Here is a 17,412-nt window from a genome sequence, read left to right on the forward strand (position 1 = left end):
CCTTACTTTCTTCCGCCAGTTTCAGCAGGTATGCGTCCCACTTAACGGCATCTACCTGCCACTCGCGCCCTACTCGGAAGGCCGGAGAACCTTTACGCTTGAATAAGGCCGCTATGGTGTCGTAGCTTTTGTTGTGGCGGGCCATGCAGTCTTTGATTGTCAAGATGTCTGACACTGATATCACGCTCCTTTCTTTGAAATATTCATCCTATGCGTTGCAATTTATTTCTTTAAATGGTAAAATAATTACATGCCAAAGGAGGTACGCGCATATGTTATGGGGTGAATTAAATAACTTTACCTGGGGTGAATTAAAAACTCTTCAATGGGGTGATGTGGCTCTTGATAAATATGAGTTAATCGCCAAAGCTGAAAACGGTTCCGTTCAATTACCCGATGATGTCAAAGAGAAACTTCGCGCTCTTTGCGTTGAACTGGATAATCGTTCAGCCGAAAAGAAAACTTTCTTTTCAAAACAGAAATTAGAAACTGTTGGTGATGTAACTAAAATTCTTTCCAACATCGTAGCCGTCGTAAAAGGCTTAAATGATTTAGGGCTTGGGCTTATATTGAAAGATTGTCTTGATTCCATTATGGAACATCTTCAGTAACTCATTTCTTGCAGATGTAAGCAAAAAGCCAAACATCAGTACGGCAGCAATCACCCATAGTCTTTCGATTGCCCGCCAGCAATCATTGAAGCTGCTTTCGATCACGTCTACGGCATTTGCGTCTACCGAGTACCGCTTTCTTCCCAGAATGCTTATTTTCTGCGGGGGAAGCGGTGTATTTACCTTTCTTTTCATTCCTATGCTCCTTTCTCATCTTCTGTTAATATCGTTTCTACGCCCAATAAGTATCCTACATTAACATGACAAATACCTCCCATCTCAATAAGAGCGTCGCTTGGTATGGGATTTACGCCATTAATCCAGTTGTAATATGTCTTAGTGGAAATCCCTAATTTTTTCGCAAATTCTTCTTTTGACATACCGCGTCTAGCTCGCTCCGCCTCTATATTCGGATATCTCAATATTTTCACCTCCTCATTTACTCGTTTTGCGAATTCATAACTAGATTTTATACCCGTTTCGCAAATTTGTCAATACGCATTTTGAAAATATTTTCGCAAAATGCAAATTGTATTATTGACAATGTGTAAAATATGTAATACTATTAGAACTAAAGAGAGGTGACTATAATGATTAAAGATGCATTAAAAGAAATACGTGAATCAACAAAAATGAACAAAAAAGAATTTGCTGATTCTATAGGTGTTAAATATACTACCTATAATGGATATGAAACCGGCACACGGGAACCTGATTCCGATTTTTTGATTTTAATTTCAAAAAAATTCGATGTGTCAATAGATTATATTTTAGGATTACAGGATCGAAAAGAAATGCTGCACGCTTACCAATTAAGATCTGATGAATTTGAACACATAAAAAAATACCGTGACCTCGACGACCATGGCAGGGAAAGTGTCAACATAATATTAGATCGGGAAACTCAACGTGTTAAGTCTCTGGCCGATATGCAGAAACAACTTTCCGATCAATCCTCATATGTTATCGAACTGGAAAAGGCTACGCGCCCTCACTACACTATTAGCTATTATCAGAAACTGGCTTCTGCTGGAAGCGGTGAATACTTATTTGACAATGTTCCCACCGACACGATTGATGTTCCAGTAACTGCATTATCTGAACAGGCTGACTTTGCGATCGGCGTCAACGGTAATTCGATGGAACCAACTTATTACGATGGAGACAAGGTATATGTCAGATTGACCGAGGAAATCCCTACTGGGCATATCGGCGTGTTTACGCGAGGCAATGAGTGCTTTATCAAGGAACTAGGAAATGACCGTCTTATTTCACACAATCATGCGGGTGGCTATAAGGACATTCCTGCCAGCGAGGAGATTAAACTTGTTGGGGAAGTTTTGGGAAAGGTAGAAGAAATATGAAAATAGAGTTTGCCAAGCCGGCGGTAAAATATATTAATTCTGCTGACAAGACCACCAAACAGCGGCTTAAATTTGCTATTGAAAAACTTCCGCTCGGCGATGTTAAGAAACTGCAAGGATTACAAAACGATTATCGCCTCCGTGTTGGTGATTTAAGAGTTCTGTTCTCCATATCAGAAAATACTATTACAATAAAAGATATTCTGCCAAGAGGGCAGGCATATAAACGATTATAGGAGGTATTGCGATGAGCAAAGAAATGTTGCATGGGCTGATTGATATGATCCCAGAGTCTGACACTGAAACTATTTATAATGTATTGCTCAAATTTATCCCTACAGACATGCCAGAGAACGATGAATTAAAGGCCATTGCCTTTGCCGATAGAAGCATCGGATCCGAAGGCACTGTGCCTATGGATTCAATCAATTGGGACTAAGGAGGCGCATTATGAAGTACAAAGAATTTTTAGAGTATCTGGAAAAAAATCTGGACGGTTACCAGACGTTCATGCGTAAAGCTCTAGAATATCAGACAAGAAAAAATGCTAAACGGCAGAAAAAAGACCGTTGGAACGAAGAAAAAATAGAAAAAGCCGCTTATGAGATGTGGAAAAAGTCCATGGAGAATCTATACAATAATCTGAAAAAGGAAATTAAATCCGATTTATCTTTTTCATGGACTTCTTACATTGAAAAACATGAGATATTAGAAACCGTAAACGAAAGTATCAGTGAACTGGATTTTAGCGAGGAGGTGGCATAACGCATGAAATGTAAAAATAAGCATTTTAAAACCGAAGGATTTAGATTAATTAATTCAGGAGCTACGCTTCAGAAAACGGATTTAGAGTTAATTATTACCAATGACGAAATAGGTAAAGCCATTACAGTCATTGACGGACCTATTGGTCTTACATTTCCAGCAGATATTATCTCCAAGTATCTGCAATAGATCTGAAATAGCAAAAAGCCCCAGGAGCTACCAACTCCCGGAGCTTTCCAACACACATATCAGCCAGAGCTAATATACGTGTCCTCAACAAGCATATTGTATCACAGCTCTGGCGAAAAATACAGGGCTATTTTTATGCCCTTTCGAAAGAAAGGAGAATTTGCCATGCCAAAGAAACGCAAAGATGGAAGATACGCAAAGCAGGTCACTATAGGCATAAAAGAGGGGAAACCGGTTCGCAAGACTATCTATGGAGATACGTTAAAAGAACTGGATAAAAATTACCGTGACTTTATGAGCCTTATGGACAAAGGAATCATCTTGCAGGAACAGAACACCACCTTTAAGGAACTATCTGAATTATGGCTTACAAACGAGAAGATCGGAAGCGTCAGGGACCAGACAATAGGCACAATTAAAGGTCAATTAAGTACCATCAACAGCTACATCGGAGATATAAGAATCAAAGACTTAAGGCGGTCACACATTGAATCGTTTCGAAGCTGTATGATAAAGTCAAAAAAATTGGCCCAGTACAATCTGTGCCTGGCCCGAATCAAAGCAATCGTCCGGTATGCAGTCCAGAAAGACATTATGGCAAAAGACATTACTGCCGGAATGAAGAGGGTCAAAAATGATGGAAAACCGAAGCGTGCTCTTACGTCTGAAGAACGCCTGTTATTTGAAATGGCAGACCTTGATAATTTTGAGCGCTGTTTCATCGACTTACTTCTGTACACCGGTTTAAGAAAGTGCGAAGCGCTTGCATTAAATGTAAAAGATATCGACTTAAGAAAAAATCGGATTTACGTTTCTAAAACATTGGTCGCCAGTAAGAAAATCGACTCCTGTCTGCAAGAATACACAAAGACAGCTGCCGGACTTCGACAGATACCGATTCCTGCCCCGTTGGCACAAATCCTTTCCGGGTACATAAAAGGCCGGTCGGGAATTCTTTTTCCTTCCAAAAACGGTGGATATATTTCTACCCTCGATTACAAATGGGAAAAAATACTTAAAAAGGTTCAGGCTGTATCAAGCACACCTCTATCGGATGATATCACACCACATATTTTTCGGCACACCTATGCCAGTGATTTATACAAAGCAGGGGTTGATGTCAAACAGGCTCAATATCTCCTTGGACACGACGATATTAAGACCACACTTGATACCTACACCCATTTTGGATTTTTGGATGTGGAGCCGGATAAACTGGAAGATTACTATAATGCAGTCAAAATGCAGTCAAATGATAAAATCATACCATTGAAACACGCATAAATAGGGCATTTCTTAAGAATGCATTAATTTATTTAGAATTACTACACTATTTCTACAAATTGCATTTTGTGCAATGGCAGAAACTTTTCCCGGCTGAACATAAATATCACATGCATTTAAATATCTGTTTAATTCATTGCCATCGCGCCACCCCAGATATCGGACTCTGCTGTCCTCAGCGATTAATGCTTCCACCTTTTCTTTAATATCTTCCGATAAACTGCCTATTAAAATAAAAATTAATTTATCATTTTTTATTTTCTTAAATGTTTCCAGCATTTCAACCAGCTTTTTATTTTCATCAAACTTTCCAGCCTGAAGGAACAAGATATTGTCAGCTCTTAAATTAAGTTCTTTTATAACATCGTTTTTTGCCTGGTCTAACTCCTGACTGGATGGCAGGTTGCCTCCCAATGAATAAAATTCTATTTTTTCTTCTGGCAGTTTATACACTTCTCTAAGAAAATCTCCGCATCCTATAGAAATATAAAATACTTTTTCAATATATGGTAAAGCGTTTTGCAGATAGAATCGATACAGTAGTCCATGTAAAATGCCTTTAGACAATAAATTTGTACCTGATGTATAGTAATCTGCATGTGAATCTATATATATTTTCACATTATTATGATTTTTTTTATATCGGCACAATGTTTTAATTTCTAATGAGCTGGTTCCATGAAACAAGATAACATCTGGCATAAATGCCTCAATCATATCGTACAGACCATCAATACAGTGGAATTTTTGATTAATAAAACGGATACCAAAATCTTTATATTTTCTGCGTTTTACTAAAATGTTATCTTCGTTAAGGTAATCCCTGGGTTCTGTATAATATCCTTGTTTGTTGTCATTATTTTTAAATGTATAAGTAGATGCTATAATCAACACTTCGTGGCCGTCTATTTTATTTTGTCTTGGTAAAATATTTTCCTGATAGTTATAGTGATCTATGTAAAAAGCAGAGATACAACAATGCAGAATTTTCATTCCTTTATGATCCTCCACTCAATTTATAATGATTTATTAATACCTCTGGATCGAAAAAATCATTTCCATATTTTAACAGTTCTTTTTCATCCCAGTTCCACCACCCGATTCTCATCAATTCCTCAATCATTTCATCTGAAAATCTTTTTCTAATTAGCCGTGCAGGGTTACCTCCCCATATTTCATACGGACCTATATTCTTAGTAACCACAGCCCCCATTCCAATCACAGCGCCATCCGATACAGATATTCCAGATTTAATTTTAACACCATTGGCGATCCACACATCGTTGCCTATTACAGTTCTTTTATATGGATTAAACTCTTTATTTGAAAAATTTCGTTTCAGCGCATTAGAACCTTTATAGAATACTGGAGAAGTCGAGACAAAAGCGCTTGGGTGCTCTCCTCCACCGATTATGCAATCACCTGCAATGGAGCAGAAAGAACCTATTGAAGCATTAATAATTGTCGCATTATAACCAATGTATGAGTAACGTCCCACCTCAACATTTAATAACTGGCTTCCGCCGAATATTTTAACTTGTTTTTGAAACGAACAATGTTTAATAGATGTGAACCTTAGCCTTTTAAAAATTTTAGGTAAATAGTACATATTAATCCTCTTCTAATTGTTTATGATATTATCCGTTACTTTTTAAAGTCGAATATTTGATATTACTAAAAGCAAAGACAATGCCAATAAACAGCCATGCTCTTTCATTTATTAAATAAGAACTTGAAAAAAGCAACGATATCAATCCCGTTGCAAATGCACAGTAAAAAGCAGTTATAATCTGATTATTAATCAATTCTAAATGCTTAATACTTCTATATACTTTTATAAAAAAAGCGAACAAAATAGCGCCTCCAAATACGCCTCCAAATTGATACAATATTTCAAAAAACAAATTATGTGCATACTGACCACTGATTGCAGAGGAACCTGAAAAATTCTGGTTTAAAATTACTCTGTCAGCATAAAGTCCATGTGGCAGTATGATATTTCTTTTAATCTCCTCTATCAGTATCTCGTAATAACTATTCCTATTGGATAAATCAAATAGGTTCCCACTTTTTAATAAAATCAGGGTTCTCGAGGTCGAGTTTATGGAGAGCATATAATCCAGAATTTCATCTCTTGCAAAATAAACCAGTATAGCTGCAAGTGAAAAGGCGCCGCAGGCGATAAGCTTCTTATACAAAGGAAACTGAGCTAACTGAATCCATATAAAAATGATTATTGAGACAGCCATACAGGCAACGGGACCTCTCGCTCCCATAACAATTAACTGGATTGTTAAAAAAGTGGATATTATTAGTTTTAGAACTCTTCCCTGTTTTCGTTGTATCATCATAATTAATATTAGCGTTGTTGGAATTAATATATTGTATGAAAAGGTCATGTAGCCTTCCCGCATACCATATTGATCCAGACTTCCCATATTGGCATAAACAATACAATAAACTATTACCAGTACATAATATTTTTTTATTGAATTCCATAGGCCTTCATCAATTTGTATATTTCTGGCTAAATAAAACCCTACGAGACATCGGCTGATAAAAATCATACTTCCCGATAATAATAAGGAAATAACATCACTTCCATTAATAAGGAGGCTGAACAATACAAAGACAATGTATAAAATCCCCATTCCCAACAGGTTATTTACCCTTTTTTTATTACAGGCATCCATACAGACAAATAATAAAATCAATAAATAAATTCCATTTCTGCACAGGTTTGTCACCATTGTATTACCAGTAAAAATTCTAATCAGATCAATGATCATGACAGAATTTATAAAAAGACAAAATACTTCTCTTTCTATATTAATTTTCAATCGAAATGTTCCAAATTTCAGTACCATATTCTACCCTCGAATATCAATCACAAGCTAAAAATCAGTTAATATTTTTACTGTTTTTTATACACATGATATATTTACCAACGCATTTCTCACGACTGATATTTTCTTCTACGTATTTTCGTGCATTCCTGCCATACTCCTGTAAATATTCTCTGTTAGAATATAAATACTTGATATTAGAACTTAATCCCTCCCAGTCTTCAGCATGATTAAACATTCCAACCTTTTGACTATTTATTAATTTCTCCATATCAGTATCTGAATCAAAACTGGCCAAAACCGGCGTACCTGCTGCCATAATACTCCAGGTCTTACTCGGCATTGCACTGCTGCCAAACCCCTTCTTACACGGAACAATTGAAATATCGCCTAAACTATATACATAAGATACCTCTGAATACGGCTGGATCGGAAAAAAGCTAAGATTACAGAGATTAAGTTCTGCCGCCATGTTTTTATATTCTTCCTCCTGGGCTCCTTTACCAAAAATCAAGAATTTAATATCACTGTAGTCCTTCAAAACTTCGGCGGCTTTTATTATCACCTCAATATTCTGTGCATACCCCAGATTTCCCGCATAAACAACATTAAAATTTTCTCTGGATAGTCCAAACTTTTCATACATATAGTTTTGATCTTTCGGAATTGGTTTTACTACGTTTCCGTCGATCCAGTTGTTAACAATTTCTATTTTTGATTCGGGAACCCCTTTCGTCATGATGTTTGTTTTCATGTCATTAGAGATAACAATAATCTTATCCGCATTTCTATATGTAAAATTTTCAATAACTCTGCCCATTCGATATACTGCTGATCCTTTTTTTGCTATCCCGGTTCCTACCAGCGAATCCGGAAAAACATCCTGCAAATTGTATACAAAAGGAATATGCATTACTTTTTTTATGATTGCTGCTGTTGCTCCCTGAGTGGGCGGCGTGCTCTGGACAAAGATAACATCAGCTTTAGAAGATATACTTTTCAAAATAAATACTGCGTTCATTAATATATAACGAGCCGCCCGTCCAATCACGCTCTTCCCTTCTTTTGGAATGCCGATTCGATGTATTCTTAACCGGCCGTTACACCTTACTTCTACTTTATGGTTTTTATATTTATTTCGTACTTCATCGCTAACGCCTCTTGTAGGCAATGGTACAAATAAATCAACATCAATCCCGGAACCAGCCATATCCTCATAAAGATTTGTCGATAAGTATAAACTCGCTGCAACCTCTGGTTCATAATATGCGCTGAAAACGATTGCTTTTATATCACTCCCTTTATTCATATGTGATCCCTATTTCTTTTATTGCGTTTTCACATTTTTTCATTGCTTCTACCGCGGAATCAGCCTGTGCAATAACAAAGCCAATACGGTCAACGCTGCTTCTCACCTGTTTGATGTGCTCTCCTACTCCATGAACAATACTGATCTGCTTTATTCCTTCAATTTTACCAGCGTTCTGTACACCTTCTATCTTTTGTATAACCCCTTCTTTACTTTCTAAATAACGAATAGCTGAGGCTTTATAATGCTTTGTTTTATAATCTGGCGTTTCTCCAAGTGCTATTTTAATACAACACTCAACCATATTGACTCCTGTCGATAACGGCACTAAATGTGTTGTGATATTATCCCCACCAAGTCTGGCGCCTAATTCTATAATTTTAGGTCCCTCACTGGTCACTTTTATTTCCGTGTGTGAAGGCCCATTTTCAATACCGATTGATCGATTTGCTGCTACAGCCACTTCCATAATTTTCAGTTGAATATCGGCCGGCAGCATAGACGGTTGACTATGCCCCGTCTCTACAAAGTAGGGAGCACCTGTCGTCATCTTGTCTGTAATCTGAATCACGTGGCATTCCCCATCTAAGCTTAACGTTTCTACGCTTACCTCCGGCCCCTCTAAATACTCCTCAACAACTAAATCTCCAGAACGGGAATATTTTTTACTATACTCATAAGCTCTATCCACCATTTCTTTTTCATAGCTTTTAAGGAGATTTACACCTCTGCTTCCCGAATTATCTGCGGGCTTAATAATACATTGACAGCCATGTCTCTTTATTTCATTAACAGCCTTGAAATAATCTTCTTTGCTGGAGGCTTTAAAATACATTGGTATCGGTACACTATGAGAATATAACGCATCTCTCATTGCAGCTTTATTCGTCGCTTTTAATGCAGTTTCTTCAGTAACACCTGCCAATCCAAGTTCTCTCGCTACAACTGCAATTGTTCTGATTGGCATATCACTCGCCAACGTCATAATTCCATTAATACCGTGTCTTTTTGCAGCCTTTAATACTTCTAAAGTATCTGTTGTACTAATAACTTCACGATCGATTCCTTCTTCGGCAAATCCTACTGCATTGGGATCCATATCAACTGCAATTACAGACAATCCCATCTCTTTCGCTTTTTTTATAGCGGGTAATTGTAATATGCCAGCCCCTAAAATCATAATTTTTTTCATTGCTTTTTTGCCCTCTCAGCCTTTGTCAACCCGATAGATATTTTTACGAAAGAGTACCGTTTTTACTGTCATGCAAATTATCTTTACGTCGAAAAGAAACGACATATGTTCAACATAGTAAATATCGTTTTTCAGTTTTTCTTTCGTACCTACTGCATTACGATTAATTGCCTGATTATAACCTGTTACTCCAGGACGAACTTTAAGTATTTTCCTTTCTTCCTCACTATACTGACTGAAATAGGAAGCACTATCAGGCCTTGGACCAATCAATGCCATATCTCCTTTTAAAATATTAATCAGCTGGGGTGTTTCATCAATACTTGTCTTCCTCGCAAACTTTCCAAATTTTGTAACCCTTGGATCATCCACGGAATTATAAGTTGACCCATCTTCAAGGCGTAGGTCCGGTGCATTCATTTTCATACTGCGCAGTTTGTACATCTTAAATGGTTTACCAAATCGCCCAGTACGATCCGCCAGGTAAAAAACCGGTCCGCCGTCTTCCAGCTTAATACAAATAGCGGATGCAAGCAGAATGATTCCCAAAAACGGCATTCCTATCAAAGCAAGTATAAAATCAATTACCCGTTTTACTTTTATATACATAGCTCAACTCCTCAGGCTGTAACATATTAATAATGAAATAATTCTTTATACTTTCCGGCATCAATATCTTTTTTATAATCTCTCATCATAACTTTAAAATCTGCATATTCTGGAACAAATCCAAAATCTCTTTTTGATTTTTCCATAGAAAACAGATATGATGGTGTACTATTCAGTATCTCCGGTTTATAAACAACTCTTGATTTTTTATCTGGACTCAAAGCAAATAAATCCGCAATTACTTCTGCCTGTTCCTGTAATGTTACACCTCTCCCAGATGTCATATTATAAAGGCCACTGGTCTTTTCACTCTGCATTGCTAAATAGAATGCATGAGCCACGTCTTTTACGTATACGACATCCCTGCTTAAATCCTTATTTCCAAAAACAGTGATATCCTCTCCAACAGCTGCCTTATCCATAAAAATCTGAAGTCCGGACTTGACATAGGTGCCGTTGATAAATAATGATCCATGGGGCCCCACGCCATAAACGGGAGGAAGACGGAAACAGGCATTTTTCATACCATGCTGCTGATTATAGTATTCCATAACATCGCAGGCTGCATTTTTCGACATCACATAAATTGCATGATCGCCTGTATAAAGTCCTCCCCGAGGTTCTTCCTCTGTTAATGCCCGATCCGCGGTCCACGATTTTCTGACATCGGCGTAGGAGGAAGTTGAAATTACCCTTTTAATTTTATTTTTTCTGCAGTACTCCAATACATTAATTGTACCTATTGTATTTATGTTAAAATAATCGGCTGCATTTTCATCTTCATCCAAATTTACCTGTGCATTTGCAGGCAATAGTCCAGCTAATAAAATTACACCTTCCACCCCGTGCCTGGGAAGTTCTTCAAAATCTTCTTTTCGAACAAGATCCAGATTTTTATAACACACGTTTCTATTTTCATAATATGAGCGAAATTTATTGTTACGCCCAGTAACAAGTACTTCACACCCCTGTTTCAGAAATTCTTCAACGGTATGAACTCCAATAAAGCTAGATGCACCGATAATAATATACATAGACGGTCTTCCTCCATAATATTTACACTATATTTTCTGTTACTACAGTCCTAAAAATTTCCATGACATATTCCACATCCTGATCCGTCAATCTTGTATGAAGAGGAAGACTAATCAAATTATGATAATAATCATAGGCATTCGGAAAGTCTTTGATATCCCACCCCAAGGCTTTATACGCTGACATCATAGGCAACGGCTTATAGTGCACGTTAGCAGCAACACCTCGTTCTGCAAGCTTAATTATGATCTCATTTCTTTTCTCAATACTGATTTCCGGAATTCTTACCATATAAAGATGACCGGAACTGCGATAGTCTTCTCCGTAATGTTCCAGATGCTTTATGCCCATTTCATCACACATGGCATCATATTTTACAATAATTTCTTTTCTTCTTGCCAACATCGCGGGATACCGTTCCAACTGTTTCAAACCAATGGCTGCTGTAATATCTGTCATGTTGCATTTATACCAGGCACCAACAATATCATATTCCCAGGCGCCAAGTTGAGTTTTTGCCAGCGCATCTTTTGACTGGCCATGAAGTGAAAACAACTGATACTGGTGATATATCTCCTCATCGCTGACTGAAGGTATGGAACGCCAGGTAGATGCACCACCTTCTGCCGTTGTAAAATTTTTTACTGCATGAAACGAAAAGGACGTAAAATCTGCTATTTCACCTGCCATTTTACTATGCCTGCAAGCCCCTAATGCATGTGCGCAGTCAGCAACAATAGCTACTCTGCCGATTGCTGCCTGTATCTTATTTTGGGGCCTGAAAATATTTTTTTTATTTTCAGCCACTTGAAAAATGCGCTCATAATCACAAATAATACCGCCAATATCTACCATAACAATTGCTTTTGTTTTCTCTGTTATAGCCGCTTCTACGGCCTCATAATCCATCTCTGTACTATTTGGCTGTGAGTCTACAAAAATAACCTTTGCTCCCACATGTAATACTGCTGACGCAGAGGCTGTATATGTATAGGCTGGCACTATGACCTCATCCCCCTCACCAATTCCAAGAAGACGAAGATTCAATTCTTCTGCTGCTGTGGCAGAATTTAAGCACACAACCCTGTTTGTATGGCAATACTCTGCCAGATTTCTTTCTAATTGCTTTGTACGAGGGCCAGTAGTAATCCAGCCGGAGCGCATTGCTTCACAAACTTCTGCAATTTCCAGTTCACTGATATCCGGCGGGCTAAATAAAATATTTCTTTTTTCCATTTCTTTTCCTTCTTTGATCTAAAATTTCATTCCTAATTTTTCTCCAGGATCTCCAATCCAACCTCCACTCTCTGTATTTTTCCAAACATAACAAGTTCCAACCATGCCTTTCGCCTGTGTCTGTCTATCTTACAGATAGCGCCTTCCAGCTCTTTTAAAGGTCCCTCCAGTATTTTCACTTGATTATCTGCAATTAAGCCTTTTGATATGATTACGATCTGCTCTTCTTTACCCAGCCTTTTTAAAATGGCTATTTCCTCCGAAGTTAATGGAACAATTGCACTGCCAGTTCCCAAAAGTTTTGTAAGACCTGTAACTCGTTTCAATTCTTCGAAAAGTAAATCCACATCCTGGCTGTCAGCAAATACGTAACCTGGGAACAGCGGCATCATTTCCTTATGCCACTGCCCCATATAGCGCTTTAATTGTTCCTGATAAGGTATAAAGCACCGTTCCATTGCATGATGGTCAACCAGCCTCTCACATTGCTTTCGCACAGATTCCTCTGTTCCAGTCCTTACCTGTATCACATACCACATTGCTTAAATCCCTCGATTTCTCCTTCTCACTCTGAAATATGTCAACAAAACCTTTTATTTTCTGAAATTCCACCTCTCAGGGCGTGCTTCGCCACTCCGTCATCATACAGGCGGATACTTAACAACTCCTTCTGACATCCAAACACACTAAAACGCGGCAAAGCGACGATTTTAGTTAATTGGAATTTGTTCTGCTAAAATGATACTCCGGTATAATCTTCTGAACCAGATCCCTCATCTCCGAGGTTTCCTTCCATGCCGCCTCGTCCAGTTCTGACAGCTGCTGTTCGAATTTCCCATAATCCATCTCAATCGGCTTCCCAATAAAGATCCGGCTGTTCTTCGTCCCCTGCAGCCCTTCTTCCGCCATCAAAAGCTCTTCATACATCTTTTCTCCCGGGCGCAGCCCTGTAAACACGATGTCAATATCTTTATATGGCTCGTATCCGGACAGCCGGATCAGGTTCTCTGCCATATCCAGAATTTTTACGGGTTCCCCCATATTAAGGACAAAGATTTCTCCGCCCTTCGCATAAGCCCCGGCCTGCAGCACCAGGCTTACCGCCTCGGGAATCGTCATAAAATACCGGATAATATCCGGATCTGTAACTGTGACCGGACCGCCATTTTCGATCTGCTTTTTAAATAACGGGATCACGCTTCCATTGCTTCCCAGAACGTTGCCAAACCGCACCGCGACGAATTCTGTACTGCTCTTGCTGTTGCACATCTGAATTACCATTTCACAGAGGCGCTTGCTGGCCCCCATGATATTGGTCGGATTAACCGCTTTGTCGGTGGAAATCAGGACAAAGTGTTTCGTACCGTATTTCATGGCCGCCCTGGCAGTCTTATACGTGCCTATGACATTATTTTTTATTGCTTCGTTAGGGCTGTCCTCCATCAGCGGAACATGCTTATGCGCCGCAGCATGGTATACGACGTCCGGCCGGTATGTTTCAAAAACTGAATTCAGCCGGTTCGTATTTCTCACCGACCCGATCAGTGTGACAAGATCCAGTTCCGGACAGTTCCGCTTTAATTCCTGCTGTATTTCATAGGCGTTATTCTCATACATATCAAAGATTATCAGACGCTTTACCCCGTGCCCGGCCAGCTGTCTGCACAGTTCGCTGCCGATTGACCCGCCGCCTCCGGTCACCATGACGACTTTGTCTTTTACGTATTCCATAATCTCATCTAAATTGACCTTAATCGGTTCTCTTCCTAACAGGTCATCAATCTCAACATCCCGGAGTTTGGATATACTCACTTCTCCGCTCATCAATTGATACAGCCCAGGAAGAATCTTCAGACTGCATTTTGTCTGCTGACATATTTCCAGGATCTTTTTCCGCTCTACGCCGGTTACCGTGGGAAGTGCAATATAAATCTCATCAATCCTGTACTTCTCTGCCAGTTCAGGGATCTCCTCCCTCGTCCCCCGGATCGGAACGCCGCTAATATATTTTCCGTTTTTATTGCGGTCATCATCAACGATACAGACCGGAATCCCCGGTGCTTTTTCGCTGTTGTTTAATTCTTTGATCAGAAGAGTTCCCGCCTGGCCGCCGCCGACGATCATAATCCGCACCGCATCCTCACGTTTTCTTCCCAGATGCCGCCCTGCCATCCGCAGCGCCCGGTAGCTCATCCGGCTGATCCCGACAACTGATGTCATAAACAAAAGCCATAATATGTGATAGCTTCTCGGTACTTCAATGTTCAGGAATTTCATACCAATGATCTGAAGAATAAACGTTACGCCACAGGCCGCAACGATGGATTCCAGTTCGACAATCCCGGCGCTGCTCCACATAATGGAATACAGGCGAAATATCGCGAACACCAGAACGGTTGTGACCGTCAAAATCACGCTGTATGATGTGACCGCGCTTATATATTGTGAGGGTATGGATTTTGCAGACAAATCAAACCGGATCCAAAGAGCTAAAAATGAGCAGATCTGAATCATACAGATGTCATAGATAAGAAATAGTAACGAACGAAACCATTTATTTGCTATAATACGTGTCTTTATCATTTTTTCCCTTTCGTATCCTACTTGCGCCGTCTGGAACGTTTTACCTGATTTTCTTCGCCGCCGGCAGCTGCCGTTTTCATTTCTGTTTTTTCTTCACTTTTCTCTGCTCTACCGCGGCTCCCACCGTCTCCGTATCCAGAGTATTTTCCGTAATTTTTACCATAATATTTATTGTAGTACCCACCGTAATATCCCTTACTCTCCTGGTTCACCTTATTAAGAACCGCTCCCAGAATCCGGCATCCGCTCTTTTCCAGCTGCCCCTTTACCTTCTGAACCATCTTATAACTGATTACTCCGCTCTCCACAACGATCACTGATCCATCCACATTTTTCGCAATAATGGCCGCGTCAATGACACTGCCCAAAGGAGGGGAATCAATCAAAACGTAATCATAATGTTCTCGCGCGCCGCAGAGCATCTCTTCAAATTTCGCATTTCCCAAAAGTTCTGCCGGATTTGGAGTGGAAGGACCGGCGAAAATTATGTCCATATTTTCAATATTAGTCCGATATGCAACGTTTTCAGCTGATTCCTGACCTACGAGATAATGGCTCAGTCCTCTTGTCTCCTGATCAACCCGGTAATGGCCCATCAATACGGATTTGCGCATATCTGCGTCCAAAAGAAGCACCCGTTTCCCATCCTCCGCGAAGGATCGGGCCAGCTGAAATACGACTGATGTTTTGCCCTCATTGGGAATCGTACTGGTAAACAGGATGACCCGCTGAGCATCTCCACAGAATGTGATATTGGTTCTCAGGGTTTTAAACGCTTCGTTGGCACGGAAATCCAGCCGCGGCAACTTCTTAAATTCTACTTTCTGCATCTACTCCACCGCCCTTCTGCCCCATCTGCTCTTTTTCTTTTTTCTTCGTTCATTTTCTTCAAATTCCGGTATCTGGCCCAGAGTATTCAGATCAAGATAACGTTCTATATCTCCGGCATTCCGGATACTGTCGTTCATCAGATACAGCAGAATGATAATGCCGGCGGCAGCGATTCCGGCCGCCAGACCTCCGAGCACCGTATTCTTTTTTACATTCGGGCTGGAAGGTACGGTCGGAAGATTTCCCGTTTCTACAATTTTCGGGGGCACTGAGTCCATAATTTCGGCAATGCGTGCCACAGAAACAGATGCCACCTCATCGGCAATAGCCCTGGCGGTTTCTGGATTTGTATCTTTGGCTGAAATAGTCAGAATTCTTGTATCGGTCGGATTGTTGACCGTAATTTTCCCATTTAACTGCTGATATCCCAGGTTTAATCCCAGGTTTTCCGTCACCTGCTCAAGAACCGGGCGGCTGGTTACCAGCACTTTGTAATCCTTTGTCAGCTGTGTTCCCAGCTGAAGATCTGACAGGGATGTAATGTTATTCGTTTTATTTAATATGTAAATCATAGTTGAGGAGGTATAAACCGGTTCCACCAGGGTCGTGGTATATAACATGGTGGCCGCCGCCCCAATAACAACCGCCAGAATCATAATCCACAGCCTTCTCTCCATTACCCAGAAAAGCTGAAGTAAATCAATCTCTATCTCATCATCTCTTGTATCTTTCATTGTTCTCCCTCTGCAATTCTTATAGTATCCGGTCCTCCAGTACTATGGCCGGATTTTCGTAAAGCACCCGCTCAACCAGGCTGCAATCGCAGTGCCGCTCCATCCATTCCACCGCCCTTTTCATACACGGCGGCTTGTTGTCCGCACCGTGTGCATCCGTGGAAATCAGCTGCACATAGCCGGCTTTCATTAAGTTCCTGTACCAGAGCAGCCGCACACTCGGAATCTGCGGCATCAGGCACTCTGTGTTCATCTGAATTACGATACCCAGATCCCGCAGTTCCTCAATTCTGTCTAATTTGGGGTACAGGCAGTTATAACGTTCCACATGCGCCAGCACCGGAATAAATCCCGTCCGCACAACGTGAGAAAGCCCCTGAAACATATCCTGGTATCTTACCCCCTGATAGAATTCCAGAAGCACGTACTTGGTATCTGCAATTGTTAAGATCTCTCCCTGCTTCAGCAGCTCCTCCACGCCGGAAACATAGAGTACTTCATTGCCGCAGTAATACTTAATCCCCTCAATCCCTGCATTTTCAGCAGCTTCCCTGATCTCTTTCATCCGTCTCAATATAACTTCCTTCTCCCCGGACAGCTTTCCCGGTGTATAATGAGGGGTAAAAACAATATGGCGGATTCCTTCCTCGCACGCAATCCGAACAGCACGCAGAGATTCCTCTAAAGAGATGGCGCCATCATCTACGCCATAGAGCAGATGACAATGAAGATCAAACAGGTTGAAGGGCATTTTTACCCCCCCCCCCCCGAAACGATCTTGATAATCATTCTTATCTCTGTTTTTTCTTTTTCTCATTCCGCTC

General features: G+C 40.1%; 21 protein-coding genes. 7 read left to right on the forward strand and 14 right to left on the reverse strand.

Annotated elements, in window-relative coordinates; all coding sequences use genetic code 11:
• Nucleotides 1-272 precede the first annotated feature (272 nt).
• Nucleotides 273-611 carry a hypothetical protein gene (locus NE473_RS27680; RefSeq protein WP_256265451.1) on the forward strand — a complete coding sequence of 113 codons (339 nt, stop codon included), beginning with the start codon at nucleotides 273-275 and terminating at the stop codon, nucleotides 609-611.
• Between the two features lie 197 nt (nucleotides 612-808).
• On the opposite strand, the gene NE473_RS27685 is transcribed toward NE473_RS27680, so the two are convergent.
• Nucleotides 809-1,033, reverse strand: a complete 225-nt coding sequence (locus NE473_RS27685) for a helix-turn-helix domain-containing protein (RefSeq protein ID WP_256265452.1) — start codon at nucleotides 1,031-1,033, stop codon at nucleotides 809-811.
• 168 nt (nucleotides 1,034-1,201) lie between these two features.
• Here NE473_RS27685 and NE473_RS27690 point away from each other — a divergent pair, with 168 nt between their 5' ends.
• The 6 genes from NE473_RS27690 (at nucleotide 1,202) to NE473_RS27715 (ending at nucleotide 4,213) form a co-directional block, all read left to right on the forward strand.
• A complete protein-coding gene (locus tag NE473_RS27690) occupies nucleotides 1,202-1,975 on the forward strand; it encodes an XRE family transcriptional regulator (protein ID WP_256265453.1) in 774 nt (257 codons plus the stop codon).
• Nucleotides 1,972-2,211 carry a type II toxin-antitoxin system RelE family toxin gene (locus tag NE473_RS27695; RefSeq protein WP_055649935.1) on the forward strand — a complete coding sequence of 80 codons (240 nt, stop codon included), beginning with the start codon at nucleotides 1,972-1,974 and terminating at the stop codon, nucleotides 2,209-2,211. The genes NE473_RS27690 and NE473_RS27695 overlap by 4 nt, the downstream gene beginning before the upstream one ends.
• 11 nt (nucleotides 2,212-2,222) lie before the next feature.
• Nucleotides 2,223-2,414 carry a hypothetical protein gene (locus tag NE473_RS27700; protein WP_055649934.1) on the forward strand — a complete coding sequence of 64 codons (192 nt, stop codon included), beginning with the start codon at nucleotides 2,223-2,225 and terminating at the stop codon, nucleotides 2,412-2,414.
• Between the two features lie 11 nt (nucleotides 2,415-2,425).
• Complete coding sequence (locus NE473_RS27705) at nucleotides 2,426-2,740, forward strand: hypothetical protein (RefSeq protein WP_055649933.1); 315 nt, start codon at nucleotides 2,426-2,428, stop codon at nucleotides 2,738-2,740.
• Between the two features lie 3 nt (nucleotides 2,741-2,743).
• Entirely contained in the window at nucleotides 2,744-2,929 is a 186-nt protein-coding gene (locus NE473_RS27710; RefSeq protein WP_256265454.1) for a hypothetical protein, read from the forward strand.
• A gap of 165 nt (nucleotides 2,930-3,094) precedes the next feature.
• Nucleotides 3,095-4,213 carry a tyrosine-type recombinase/integrase gene (locus NE473_RS27715; protein ID WP_256265455.1) on the forward strand — a complete coding sequence of 373 codons (1,119 nt, stop codon included), beginning with the start codon at nucleotides 3,095-3,097 and terminating at the stop codon, nucleotides 4,211-4,213.
• Between the two features lie 12 nt (nucleotides 4,214-4,225).
• Here the strand turns inward: NE473_RS27715 and NE473_RS27720 are convergent, their stop codons facing one another.
• From NE473_RS27720 to NE473_RS27780, 13 genes are all read right to left on the reverse strand, one after another.
• A complete protein-coding gene (locus NE473_RS27720) occupies nucleotides 4,226-5,206 on the reverse strand; it encodes a glycosyltransferase (RefSeq protein WP_256265456.1) in 981 nt (326 codons plus the stop codon).
• A 4-nt stretch (nucleotides 5,207-5,210) separates the two neighbouring features.
• Nucleotides 5,211-5,822, reverse strand: a complete 612-nt coding sequence (locus tag NE473_RS27725) for a CatB-related O-acetyltransferase (RefSeq protein WP_118043020.1) — start codon at nucleotides 5,820-5,822, stop codon at nucleotides 5,211-5,213.
• A 28-nt stretch (nucleotides 5,823-5,850) separates the two neighbouring features.
• The gene (locus NE473_RS27730; RefSeq protein ID WP_055650715.1) at nucleotides 5,851-7,080 is read right to left on the reverse strand and encodes an O-antigen ligase family protein; all 1,230 of its coding nucleotides are present in this window, start codon (nucleotides 7,078-7,080) and stop codon (nucleotides 5,851-5,853) included.
• A 34-nt stretch (nucleotides 7,081-7,114) separates the two neighbouring features.
• A complete protein-coding gene (locus NE473_RS27735; RefSeq protein WP_070102803.1) occupies nucleotides 7,115-8,368 on the reverse strand; it encodes a glycosyltransferase family 4 protein in 1,254 nt (417 codons plus the stop codon).
• Complete coding sequence (locus NE473_RS27740; RefSeq protein ID WP_172682270.1) at nucleotides 8,361-9,560, reverse strand: ATP-grasp domain-containing protein; 1,200 nt, start codon at nucleotides 9,558-9,560, stop codon at nucleotides 8,361-8,363. The genes NE473_RS27735 and NE473_RS27740 overlap by 8 nt, the downstream gene beginning before the upstream one ends.
• Before the next feature lie 15 nt (nucleotides 9,561-9,575).
• Nucleotides 9,576-10,169: a sugar transferase gene (locus tag NE473_RS27745; RefSeq protein WP_055650714.1), complete on the reverse strand. Its 594-nt coding sequence runs from the start codon at nucleotides 10,167-10,169 to the stop codon at nucleotides 9,576-9,578.
• 26 nt (nucleotides 10,170-10,195) lie between these two features.
• Nucleotides 10,196-11,203, reverse strand: coding sequence for an NAD-dependent epimerase/dehydratase family protein (locus tag NE473_RS27750; protein ID WP_055650713.1), 1,008 nt, complete (start codon nucleotides 11,201-11,203; stop codon nucleotides 10,196-10,198).
• Nucleotides 11,204-11,225: 22 nt separating this feature from the next.
• The gene (locus NE473_RS27755) at nucleotides 11,226-12,440 is read right to left on the reverse strand and encodes a DegT/DnrJ/EryC1/StrS family aminotransferase (RefSeq protein ID WP_055650712.1); all 1,215 of its coding nucleotides are present in this window, start codon (nucleotides 12,438-12,440) and stop codon (nucleotides 11,226-11,228) included.
• 32 nt (nucleotides 12,441-12,472) lie between these two features.
• Nucleotides 12,473-12,979: an antiterminator LoaP gene (gene loaP, locus NE473_RS27760; RefSeq protein ID WP_055650711.1), complete on the reverse strand. Its 507-nt coding sequence runs from the start codon at nucleotides 12,977-12,979 to the stop codon at nucleotides 12,473-12,475.
• A gap of 175 nt (nucleotides 12,980-13,154) precedes the next feature.
• Complete coding sequence (locus NE473_RS27765) at nucleotides 13,155-15,023, reverse strand: nucleoside-diphosphate sugar epimerase/dehydratase (RefSeq protein WP_055650710.1); 1,869 nt, start codon at nucleotides 15,021-15,023, stop codon at nucleotides 13,155-13,157.
• A gap of 17 nt (nucleotides 15,024-15,040) precedes the next feature.
• Nucleotides 15,041-15,853 (reverse strand): CpsD/CapB family tyrosine-protein kinase, encoded by an 813-nt coding sequence (locus NE473_RS27770; protein WP_055650709.1) that lies wholly within the window; start codon nucleotides 15,851-15,853, stop codon nucleotides 15,041-15,043.
• Complete coding sequence (locus NE473_RS27775; RefSeq protein WP_055650708.1) at nucleotides 15,854-16,588, reverse strand: YveK family protein; 735 nt, start codon at nucleotides 16,586-16,588, stop codon at nucleotides 15,854-15,856. It abuts the gene before it with no gap.
• Between the two features lie 19 nt (nucleotides 16,589-16,607).
• The gene (locus NE473_RS27780) at nucleotides 16,608-17,339 is read right to left on the reverse strand and encodes a CpsB/CapC family capsule biosynthesis tyrosine phosphatase (protein ID WP_055650707.1); all 732 of its coding nucleotides are present in this window, start codon (nucleotides 17,337-17,339) and stop codon (nucleotides 16,608-16,610) included.
• Between the last annotated feature and the right edge of the window lie 73 nt (nucleotides 17,340-17,412).

It is taken from the genome of Hungatella sp. SL.1.14 (genome assembly GCF_024460495.1).
Taxonomy (GTDB): domain Bacteria; phylum Bacillota; class Clostridia; order Lachnospirales; family Lachnospiraceae; genus Hungatella; species Hungatella hathewayi.